General features: G+C 44.4%; 8 protein-coding genes and 3 rRNA genes. 3 read left to right on the plus strand and 8 right to left on the minus strand.

What is annotated here, in order from left to right:
• Positions 1–55 precede the first annotated feature (55 nt).
• The 5 genes from mnmE to BMW79_RS33030 all read right to left on the minus strand — a co-directional run bounded on the left by mnmE (position 56) and on the right by BMW79_RS33030 (position 4,699).
• Entirely contained in the window at positions 56–1,438 is a 1,383-nt protein-coding gene (gene mnmE / locus BMW79_RS33010) for a tRNA uridine-5-carboxymethylaminomethyl(34) synthesis GTPase MnmE (RefSeq protein WP_089903835.1), read from the minus strand.
• A gap of 132 nt (positions 1,439–1,570) precedes the next feature.
• Positions 1,571–2,245 (minus strand): energy transducer TonB, encoded by a 675-nt coding sequence (locus BMW79_RS33015; RefSeq protein WP_177192431.1) that lies wholly within the window; start codon positions 2,243–2,245, stop codon positions 1,571–1,573.
• 199 nt (positions 2,246–2,444) lie between these two features.
• Entirely contained in the window at positions 2,445–3,056 is a 612-nt protein-coding gene (locus BMW79_RS33020) for an ExbD/TolR family protein (RefSeq protein ID WP_089903843.1), read from the minus strand.
• Positions 3,057–3,120: 64 nt separating this feature from the next.
• Entirely contained in the window at positions 3,121–3,774 is a 654-nt protein-coding gene (locus BMW79_RS33025; protein WP_089903846.1) for an ExbD/TolR family protein, read from the minus strand.
• A gap of 70 nt (positions 3,775–3,844) precedes the next feature.
• A complete protein-coding gene (locus BMW79_RS33030; RefSeq protein ID WP_089903849.1) occupies positions 3,845–4,699 on the minus strand; it encodes a MotA/TolQ/ExbB proton channel family protein in 855 nt (284 codons plus the stop codon).
• A gap of 773 nt (positions 4,700–5,472) precedes the next feature.
• Here BMW79_RS33030 and BMW79_RS33035 point away from each other — a divergent pair.
• The 3 genes from BMW79_RS33035 (at position 5,473) to BMW79_RS33045 (ending at position 10,032) form a co-directional block, all read left to right on the plus strand.
• Entirely contained in the window at positions 5,473–7,998 is a 2,526-nt protein-coding gene (locus BMW79_RS33035; RefSeq protein ID WP_218150495.1) for a zinc-dependent metalloprotease, read from the plus strand.
• A 141-nt stretch (positions 7,999–8,139) separates the two neighbouring features.
• The gene (locus tag BMW79_RS33040; protein ID WP_089903855.1) at positions 8,140–9,165 is read left to right on the plus strand and encodes a LacI family DNA-binding transcriptional regulator; all 1,026 of its coding nucleotides are present in this window, start codon (positions 8,140–8,142) and stop codon (positions 9,163–9,165) included.
• A 30-nt stretch (positions 9,166–9,195) separates the two neighbouring features.
• The gene (locus BMW79_RS33045; RefSeq protein ID WP_089903859.1) at positions 9,196–10,032 is read left to right on the plus strand and encodes a hypothetical protein; all 837 of its coding nucleotides are present in this window, start codon (positions 9,196–9,198) and stop codon (positions 10,030–10,032) included.
• A 124-nt stretch (positions 10,033–10,156) separates the two neighbouring features.
• Here the strand turns inward: BMW79_RS33045 and rrf (BMW79_RS33050) are convergent.
• The 3 genes from rrf (BMW79_RS33050) to BMW79_RS33060 all read right to left on the minus strand — a co-directional run.
• A 5S ribosomal RNA gene (gene rrf / locus BMW79_RS33050) occupies positions 10,157–10,268 on the minus strand.
• 156 nt (positions 10,269–10,424) lie between these two features.
• Positions 10,425–10,536 (minus strand): 5S ribosomal RNA (rrf, locus tag BMW79_RS33055).
• 81 nt (positions 10,537–10,617) lie between these two features.
• Positions 10,618–10,794, minus strand: a 23S ribosomal RNA gene (locus BMW79_RS33060); the annotation flags it as partial.

Below are 10,794 nucleotides of genomic sequence, written 5' to 3' on the forward strand. Positions count from 1 at the left end.
GATAAGCATTACGTTAGGCAAATAAAGAAAAGTAGATGTAAATAAAAGAAAGCCCCTACTTCCCGATACAAAACTTGCTAAATATATAATCCAATCTATCCTCATTCGTCACCTCTCCTGTAATCTCTCCAAGATAATGCAAACAAAGCCGGATATCCAATGCCAGTAAATCTCCTGGCAAACCGTTATCCATTCCCTGTTTTACATCCATGAGTGATTTAAGCACTTCCTGCAGGGCAGCATGATGACGGGCATTGGTGATAATAGTATCTTCTGTATTCACATCGCCGGCCATTACCTTATGGACGAGTGCATCTTTGAGATCCTGTATATGTGCGTGGTTCTTGGCGGAAATGAAAAGTATTTCAGGGATAGCGGCGAATTTGTTGCGGATGGCAGCTTCACCGGTTACATCTGTTTTATTTCCTACCAGGAGATAGTTTACTTCCTGTGCTTTAAAGGTAGCAATCTGATTACGTATATCCGTTTCAGATAGCTCGTTCACATCAAACAGATAAACAACGACACCGGCTTCGCGGATTTTCTCCATAGTTTTCTGCACACCGATGCTTTCGATGGTATCGAGGCTTTCGCGGATACCGGCGGTATCGATGAGGCGGAAGAGGATACCGTCTATGTTGAGTACTTCTTCGATGGTATCGCGGGTGGTACCTGCGATATCACTTACGATTGCACGGTTTTCATTGAGGAGGGTATTGAGCAAGGTAGATTTACCTGCGTTGGGTTTACCCACAATAGCGGTGTTTACGCCATTTTTGATCACGTTGCCCATGCGGAAGGAATCGATCAGGTGTTTCACCACACCGGTGGCATTGGTTACAAGGGTATATAAGCCCGTACGATCGGCGAATTCCACATCTTCCTGGCTGAAGTCCAATTCGAGTTCGATCAGGGCGGAAAAGGTGATTAATTGCTCCCGGAGGGCATGTAATTCTTTAGAGAAGCCTCCACGCATTTGCTGCATAGCTGTCTGGTGGGAAGCGGCGGAATTACTGGCAATCAGATCCGCCACTGATTCCGCCTGGGTGAGATCTAATTTACCATTGAGGAATGCTCTTTGGGTAAACTCACCGGGTTTGGCCAGGCGTGCACCAGCTTTGATAGTAGCGTCTATGATCTGTTGCTGGATATAGGGGGAACCGTGGCAGGATATTTCTATTACATCTTCACCGGTATAGGAACGGGGGCCTTTATACAGGCTTACCACTACTTCATCGATGACATGGCCTTCGGAAACAATGCTGCCGAAATGCAGGGTGTGACTGGCTTGCTGCAGGAGATCTTTAGCAGGGAACAGGTGATTGCAGATGCGGTAGGTATCGGGGCCACTCAGGCGTATTACGGCAATCGCGCCGAGCCCGGGGGCGGTTGCTACTGCCACAATTGTATCATCAAATCCTGTTAATTTACCCAGCATACCTGTTTGGTTTAAATATTCTCAAAGGGCACAAATTTACGCACAATCGGGGCGATCACCAATTTCTGAAAATCAAAAGTCCCGTTCCAACGATGTTGAAACGGGACTTTATGATATATGCTTTTGACAGTACTACTCCTGCAAAGTAAAGCGGATAGGGAGGTTGAACTGTACAGAAACCTGGCGGCCATTTTGCTTACCAGCTTTCCATTTAGGCATGGTTCTCACCACGCGCACAGCTTCTTCTTCCAGACCACCACCTTTTGCGGCGCCAACTGTTTTTACATCTTTAATGTTTCCTTCAGAATCTACTACGAACTGAACGAATACTGTACCGGAGATACCATTTTCCTGCGCAACGCGTGGGTAACGGATATTTTTGCTCAGGTACTTGGCCAGTGCTTCTTCTCCACCCGGGAAGGTAGGAGGTTGCTCTACGAAAGTGAAGATTTCTTCTTTTGCAGGAGCAGGAGGCGGGCCTACTACACCGGTACCTTTGCTATCTTCCAGTAATCCCGGATCAACTCCGTTTGGATCACCATCTACAGTTTTGGTACTGATGGCTTTATCTTTAATGTCCTCGTGTTTCGGAGGTTCCTCATCCGGTGGTACTTCATTATCCTTCTTGATAACCGGAGGAGTAAATTGTACTGACGGTTTTACCGGTGGTGGTGGTGCAGGAGGTGGAGGTGGCGGAGGTGGCGTTTTCGGATCATCCGGTAACTTCACATCTTCCATCTTAATTTCCTGAATCACTGGCTTCTTCGTGTTGTCACCCTCGGAAGCTTTAACCCACTGTGATATCATGTACGTTGCAAAGAATATTACAAACAATGACGCGGTTCCCAAAATGGCATTCCGCACACGCTTATTATACTGTCTCCGCAAATCGTACGCCCCATACTCCTTGTTCCTGCCGTCAAACAGGATATCAAGAAAATCGGACTTTAAGACTTTAGCAGAATCCATTGTTGTTGTTTTATGATGGATGCAAAAAAATAATTAGTTATTTAGCCGGCGGTGCGGGTGTACTTTGAACACCGTTAGCAGCTTCGGTAGACTGTATCCATTTTTTATCCTGGTCACTGATGTCTACGGTTGCATAACGCTGAATCCGGTTGATGGCCATTTCGTCGAGAATATCCACGAAATTTTTGTAGTTGGCGTCATCATCCGCTTTAATAATCACCACAACGTCTTCTGGTTCACCTTTTGCATTTCTCAGTCTGGCAACTTCGTCCCGCTTTCTGATGATCTCATCTCTGATTCCTCCGGTATTGGCAAAAGAGGTTGCCTTGAAGAAGTCAGGATTAGCAGAAGCATTAGGGTCTTGCGCCAAACCTTCGTAATAGTAAACTCGATTATCTTTTCCGAGTAAAATGGTCAGGGCCGTACTTTCTTTTACTTTGTTCTGGTCCTTTTCATTTTCGGTATCCTTTGGCATGATCAAGTCCATTGTTTTGGGCTTGGACATGGTAGTGGTCAGCATGAAGAAGGTAATCAAGAGAAAACCTAAATCAACCATGGGTGTCATATCTACACGGGTAGACTGTTTCTTGGATTTCGTCCCACCGTGTTTCTTCCCGCCACCACTACTACTGGTATCCATTTCTGCCATAGTAGCCAATTTTTTTTAGTTCTTAAATCAACAGCCTTCCAGGTCAGGAAGCACTTGCTGTCGTTTACTTCTTAGGTGCGTTCGCCTCTAACCAGGCAGCTGTACCTTTCGGTGGCTCTTCCAGGTTAGTAACCAGGTTCAGTTTCTGGATGTGTTTCTTTTTAAACGTTTCCAGAATTTCCTTGATTTTTGGATAAGGCGTCTCGTTATCTGCTTTGATACAATATTTCAGACGGGCTACGTTTCCTTCCTGTGCTGCAATACCGTACTCAATCCAGGCACCTAATTCATTGTTAGCAGAATCTGTAGGAATTCCTTTGTCCAGTCCTGATTTTTTACGCTGATCCTCAGAGAGGGCCAGGTATTGTTTCAGATCTTTAATTGGTGCTCCAACACTTGCTCCGGTCACAAAGCTTTTGATTTCTTTATCATCCAGGCCCAGTTTGTACTGCGTGTTCAGATCTTCTATCAGCTTTTTTCTTTTAGGCTGACCATCCATGCTGAAAAACACTCTGCCATCCTTATCCACTGTGAATAATAACACATCAGAATCAGGCAAAAGGGTGGTGTTAATAGAGGATGGGGTAACTACCGTTACCGGTTCATCCGGTTTGAACTTAGTAGCCAGCATAAAGAAAGTTAACAGCAGGAAAGCCACATCACACATTGCTGTCATGTCAATGGCGGTGCTTTTCCTTGGCATTTTAACTTTAGGCATCTTTATTCTGTTTTATGATTTACTTTAATTAGATTCAAAACCGCTCAAATTCCACAAAATAATCTGAAAATTATTTGTGGTTAGCAGCGAAGCTCTGTGTTAAAGTAAAGCCAGACTCGTCGATAGCGTAAGTGATAGCATCGATATTGGTAGTAAAGTAGTTGTACATGATGATCGCAATAGCGGATGTACCGATACCCAGAGCGGTGTTGATCAACGCCTCAGAGATACCTAACGCCAGCTGTGCAGAATCTGGAGCACCACCGGAAGACATCGCAGAGAACGCCTTGATCATACCCAATACTGTACCGAACAGACCCAACAGGGTTGCTACTGATGCAATGGTAGACAGGAACACCAGGTTCTTTTCCATCATTGGCAGTTCCAGTGCGGTTGTTTCTTCAATTTCATTTTTAATGGTCAGGATCTTCTGTTCTGTATCCAGATCAGCGTTAGTAACCATTTCTTTGTACTTTTTCAGACCAGCTTTCAGAACGTTACCTACAGAACCTTTCTGTTTGTCACACTCAGCTAATGCTGCGTCTACATTTTTGTTAGCCAGGTGATACTGTACTTTACGTACCAGTTCAGAACCGCTAAATTTACCTTTTGCTTTTGACAGATACAGGAAGCGCTCGATCACGAAAGTCAAACACACCAGTAATACTGAAATCAATACAGGTACTACAAGTCCACCCTTGTAAACAGTTCCAAACCACTTACCGATACCTGAATCTATAGGATGTCCATCGGGATTATTACCCTGGAAATTGGCTGGATTACCTAATACAAAAAAGAAAAACAGGAATCCTATCACTAAGCAGATAGGCACAGCCAACGTCGCGAACAGGTTGGATGACTTTTTAGGTTGATGAGAAGAAGCCTTAGCTGTAGCTGCAGTCACAGTTGTTTTAGTCTCAGCCATGTTGATTGAAATTTTAGTGTTAAAAATTAAACTATTGTTTGTTAGAAGTTACTGTTTTCTTTAGAATGCCACTCAGCACTCAATTTACTGTTTTAATCAGTGATTCGCAAAGTTATACGGTTGGTCCAAAAAAACAAGTGCAGCCCAAAAAAACCCACAAAAATTAACCTTCACACGCAAAAGCCCCATCACAGGGCTTTTAGACCACTCATTTTTTTAGAGCAAACACTTACATAAGCGAATAAACCAATATTGCAGTTCTCACAACTGATTGTTACTGTCCCAATTCTTGAAATAGTTTGATTTTTTTCAAAGTTGGACGCACAATTTAAGAAAAAATTCAAATGTTCCAACATAATTCTTACAATTCTGCTAACTTATTTATTTCCGCGCCCATCAACACTTTCAGGCGAAGCTAATAGCATTTAGCACCACAACATCGAATATTTTACTCCTCCATAACGTGAAATGCAACACCGCAGCCATCATCGTCTTCCTGCCTTCCAGCTGCTCCATATCAAATTATTATTTGCTATAACAATTAATGCTTACATAAAAAAAGTTGCCGCCGCAACTAATGTTTGAACGCCTACCTGTCAATTCTGCTCCTTTTTTTCCATTCCTACAGCCATAACCGCGTTTATGGATTTTCCTGATAAGTTAATACTTAATATACTTACTTGCAAAGGTTTTTAAAAAAACATAACAAGCAATCAAAAACCAATTATTAAATCGTAATGACCAAACCTATTCACAACAAACTGATACTAGCCATGGCAGGCGCAATCTGCCTCGGTGCTGCAGTTTATCAACCAGTTAGCGCACAGCGGAAAAAACACTCCCGCAATGCCGCTCCAACTACTCCTGCTCCTGCCAAAGACTCCACCGGGAAGCCTCCCATGATCAAACCAGGTCCAAAAGCAGGCCCAAAGCCCTTCGCAGAAGTAATTACAGATAAAGCCAAAGCTGATTCCGGCCTGTTTAACATCTACAAACAGGATGACCGCTTCTTCTTCGAAATCGGTGATACCCTCCTCGGAAGAGACATCCTGGTCGTAAACAGGATCTCCAAATCAGCAGCTGGCCTCCGCGCCATGATGATGGGCTTCAGTGGTGATATCATCGGCGAAAATGTGGTGCGCTTTGAAAAAGGCCCGAATAACCGCATCTTCCTGAAAAATATCTCCTACTCCGATGTTTCAAAAGATTCGACACAGCCTATGTTCACTTCTGTGAACAACTCCAACCTGCAGCCCATCGTTGCTGCATTTGATGTGAAAGCGGTGTCCAAAAACAATAAAGGCAGCATCATCGACCTCACCGAATACATCGGCGGCGATAATGATGTCCTCTTCTTCGACGGACAAATCAAAAATGCACTCAAAATCGGTGGTTTCCAACCGGATAAATCTTACATCACAGATGTAAAATCCTATCCGATGAACACCGAAATCAAAACCGTTAAAACATATGGCAAATCAGGCGGCCCTGCCGGTCCTGGTATGCCTCCTGCACCAGGTGGCAATGCTACCGTGGAATTAAACAGCTCCATGGTGCTGCTCCCTGCAGTCCCTATGCAGCCACGTTACTTCGATCCACGTGTAGGCTACTTCACCACCAGTGTAACCGATTTCGATGCGGATCCGCAAGGTGTGAAAAGACTCCAGATGATCACACGCTGGCGCCTGGAACCGAAGCCGGAAGATATGGAGAAATATAAACGCGGTGAACTTGTAGAACCAGCGAAACCTATCGTATTCTACATAGATCCTGCTACCCCTGCCAAATGGCGTAAATACCTGATCATGGGTGTGAACGACTGGCAGGCTGCCTTCGAAGAAGCTGGCTTCAAAAACGCGATCATCGCTAAAATGGCGCCTACCCCACAGGAAGATTCTACCTGGTCTATCGAAGACGCCAGATTCTCCGCTATCGTGTACAAACCTTCCGATGTGCCTAACGCCAGCGGTCCTCACGTACATGATCCCCGCTCCGGTGAAATCATTGAGAGCCATATCAACTGGTACCACAACGTAATGCGTTTGCTGCGCAACTGGTACTTTGTACAGGCTTCTCCCAACGATCCACGCGCCCGTAACATGCAATTCAGCGATGAGCTGATGGGTGAACTGATCCGCTTTGTATCTTCTCACGAAGTGGGCCATACTCTCGGTCTGCGCCATAACTTCGGCTCCAGCTCAACTTATCCTGTTGAAAAACTGCGTGATAAAGAATGGGTGAAGAAGAACGGTCACGCTGCTTCTATCATGGACTATGCACGATTTAACTATGTAGCACAACCTGGCGATGGCATCAGCGGAGCTGATCTCTATCCCCGTATCAACTACTACGATAAATGGGCGATCGAATGGGGTTATAAACTGCTGCCACAGGCTAAATCTGCTGACGCGGAAACGCCGATCCTGAATAAAATGACGGTTGAGAAACTGAAGGATAAGAAATACTGGTTTGGTACAGAGATGAACCCGGACGATCCAAGATCCCAGAACGAAGACCTTGGCGACAACGCAATGATCGCCAGCGGTTACGGTATCAAGAATCTCCAGTACATCATGCCGAACCTCCTGGCCTGGACGAAGGTAGATAACGAAGGTTATGGTAACCTCTCTGAACTGTACAAGGAAGTAGCTGGTCAGTTTGGCCGTTACATGGGCCATGTTGCTAAAAATGTAGGCGGTATCTATGAAACACCTAAGACCGTAGAACAAACCGGTACCGTGTATGAATACGTACCAAAAGCTACACAGAAAGAAGCAGTACAATTCCTTAACAAGCAATTGTTTACCACACCTAAATGGCTGATCAACCAGGATCTCCTGAGCCGTATCGGTATGGATGGTATTTCCCTGATCAGCTCCCGCCAGACGCCTGTTCTGGACAGATTGATGAGCACCAACACGCTCAATAAACTGATCAGCGGAGAAGCGGCACAGGGTGCAAAAGCGTATACCCCTGTTGAGTTGCTGAGCGATCTGAAGAAATCTATCTTCTCTGAAATATACGCTCATCAGCCGGTAGATGTATACCGCAGAAACCTCCAACGTGAATTTGTGGATAACCTGACCGACCTGTTAGCGCCGGCAGCACCTTCCAACCCGATGATGATGGGCTTTGCACCGCCAAGTGCCTCCAGATCTGACGCCGCCGGTATCGGCCGTGCACAGCTGGTTGCCCTGAGAACAGAACTGCGTGCAGCAGCAGGGAGCGGCGATGCCATGACCCGCAGCCACATACAAGAACTGATTGCCCGTATCAGCAAGGCATTGGATCCTAAGTAACTTCAAAGTATATACGAAAATATCTGCCCCCTTTCCAGTAACATTGGGAAGGGGGTTTTCGTTTTATGTATGTTCAAAAGGCTGGTAATTATTGAGGAAAATGCTTAATATCGCTACATTATTAACCTAGAAGCCTCAAAAGTGAAAGATCGGACTAACAAAATTACGATATACGACATCGCTCAAAAACTCAACCTGTCGGCATCTACTGTTTCACGTGCATTGCAAAACAATCCACTTATCAACCTGGAAACACGTGAAAAAGTACAGGCAACGGCCACTGAGATGGGCTATGTTCCCAACTGGATAGCATCGAGTCTTCGTAAGAAGCGGTCGAATATCCTCGGGCTGATCGTTCCACGTACTTCGATGTACTTTCAAAGCACTGCCATTAGTGGCATCCAGCATGAGGCGCACAAGTATGGATTTAGCATTGTTATTGGTCAATCGGATGAAACCGTAGCCATGGAAAAGGAACTGGTGCATACCTTCTATTCTCTTCGTGTAGATGGCTTGCTGGCAGTAGCGTCCATGTTCACCACCAACTTTGATCATTTCAGTCCGTTTATTAAGAACAATATTCCACTGGTGTTTTATGATCGCGTGCCGACCGACTTTCAGGGTTATACCATTACCGGTGATGATTTCAAAGGAGGCTTTCTGGCAACCGAACACCTGATCAAACAAGGCTGTAAACGGATTGCCCATTTCTCCGGACTACTCACCTGTAACCTTTATCAACAAAGGCTTTCAGGCTATAAAGAAGCATTGGCGCAATACAATATTCCTTTTGATGAACAGCTGGTATACATTCATGATCTGACTATGGATGCAGCTACTGTAGCTGCCCAGCAATTATTTGATGCGAAGAAAATGCCTGATGGCATGTTTGCGGCGAATGACAGTTCTGCTGTGGCTTTCATCCGCGAAGCCAGGAACCGGAATATCGCTGTACCTGAGCAGATCAAGGTAGTTGGGTATTCCAATGATCTGTCTTCCCGTATCATTTCACCTTCGCTCACCACGATTGAGCAATCGGGTTATAATATGGGACAGAAAGCAGTGGAAACAATCGTTCAGCTGATCAATCACGAGGAAACAGTGAAAGTGACAAAGAATTACGTATTCCCGGTAGAACTCATTAAAAGGGAATCTTCCGGGTTATAAATATTAACTGATAACATAACCTACCACTTCATGAAGTCAACCATTTATGCAGCTTTGTTGTGTGGTGCTGCATTTGCTGTATCATCCTGTAACAAACACATTTATGTACCTAACCAGGTAAACGTTCCACTGCTGAAAGAAAAATATGAATTCAAGGGCAGCGTCACGCCAAGCAATCTGCAGGCCGCCTTTGCGATTACAGATCATATTGCTGTAATGGCCAATGGACAGTATCTCTGGGGATTTAGCTATGCCGATCCTGGCAATAACTTCCGGGATGACGATGGTATTTTGCACGACAATAATACCCGCGGAGGATTAGTCGAAGGCGCCGTTGGTTTTTTCCAACCTATTGGTTCCGCTAAGAAAGCAGTTTTTGATGTATATGCCGGTTACGGCAGCGGACATTTCAAAACCTTGACAGGTGAATATAAATCTGATAATGCCGTTCTGAATGATTACGTTATTCAAAATCGTTTCAGTAAAGTGTTTGTACAACCGAGTTTTGGATTTGTGCACCGGGTAGTGGAAGCTGCGTTCTCCAGTCGTTTTTCCTTCATCAATTTTTACGACAGCAATATTGGAATGAAGGCATTTGAAAACCAGGCAACAGAGCAATCAAAGTATATGAAGATCTATGATAAGTCTGTGGTATTTTATGAGCCTGCATTTACTGTACGCGTGGGTTATAAATATGTAAAATTCCAGGCGCAGCTGCAGTTCTCTACTGCGTTGAATCGTAATAGCTTTTATAACAATAATACCTACGATTACAACAATAGCTTTAACGAATATTTCCAGCCTGTAAATTTCAATATGGGTGTGGCAGTAGACCTGGCAAAGTGGTATAACCACGTAAGAAGGTAAGTTTTATGAAGATGATATCCGGGGAGGTGATTGTGTAGAGATAATGTTGAGGAGATAATTTCCGGGAGATGATATAAACAACAAAGCCTTAGTGTATGAAACACTAAGGCTTTTGTTTTAATAAGTATGGCAGCTACCTACTCTCCCGCATAATATTGCAGTACCATCGGCCATGAGGGGCTTAACTTCTCTGTTCGGAATGGGAAGAGGTGAACACCCTCGGCATAACCACCATAAGATCTTGTCTGTTGTTAGCAGATAATATATTATGAAAGTTCTCTGACGAACTTGTAAATCGTATTTTTTGTATTGAGTCCTGACAACTTTTTTGTCCGGGTATAATTTAAAATAAAGAAGCCTCAGTGTTTGTACACTAAGGCTTCTTTTAATAAGTATGGCAGCTACCTACTCTCCCGCATGATATTGCAGTACCATCGGCCATGAGGGGCTTAACTTCTCTGTTCGGAATGGGAAGAGGTGAACACCCTCGGCATAACCACCATAAGATCTTTTTTGCTTTACAGCAAACTAATAAGATAACATATCGGGAAAGTTGTATTCAAAATTCTTTAGCGTAATATTTAAAAAATTAAAGCTTACGGGCAATTAGTATTACTCGGCTGCGATGTTACCACCCTTACACCTGTAACCTATCAACGTCGTAGTCTCCGACGGCCCTTAAAAGTAAACTCATCTTGAAGCAGGTTTCACGCTTAGATGCTTTCAGCGTTTATCCTATCCGTACATAGCTACTCTGCACTG

Origin of the sequence: Chitinophaga arvensicola (assembly GCF_900110835.1) — a bacterium.
Classification (GTDB): domain Bacteria; phylum Bacteroidota; class Bacteroidia; order Chitinophagales; family Chitinophagaceae; genus Chitinophaga; species Chitinophaga arvensicola.